The 241-nt window shown below is 63.1% G+C and carries 1 pseudogene; it reads left to right on the forward strand.

The features are described from left to right. Positions 1 to 3: 3 nt before the first annotated feature. Positions 4 to 241, forward strand: a pseudogene (locus tag SB756_RS34555) (hypothetical protein); the annotation flags it as partial.

Genomic DNA, 241 nt, shown 5'->3' on the forward strand with positions numbered 1-241 from the left:
GGCATATGCAGCCTGGTCGTGCTGTTGGTAACGCTGCACCTGGCCCTGCCCTACCTGGTGCGCGACTACCTGAACGACAAACTGGCCAACATGGGCGACTATCGGGGCCAGGTGGCCGACGTGGACCTGGCCTGGTGGCGCGGCGCTTACCAGATCAACGGGCTGAAAATCGTCAAGACGAGCGGCAGGGTTCCGGTGCCCTTCCTTGATGCACCGCTGATCGACCTGTCGGTGAGTTGGG

The sequence above is a fragment of the Pseudomonas sp. SIMBA_068 genome (genome assembly GCF_046534705.1).
Classification (GTDB): domain Bacteria; phylum Pseudomonadota; class Gammaproteobacteria; order Pseudomonadales; family Pseudomonadaceae; genus Aquipseudomonas; species Aquipseudomonas putida.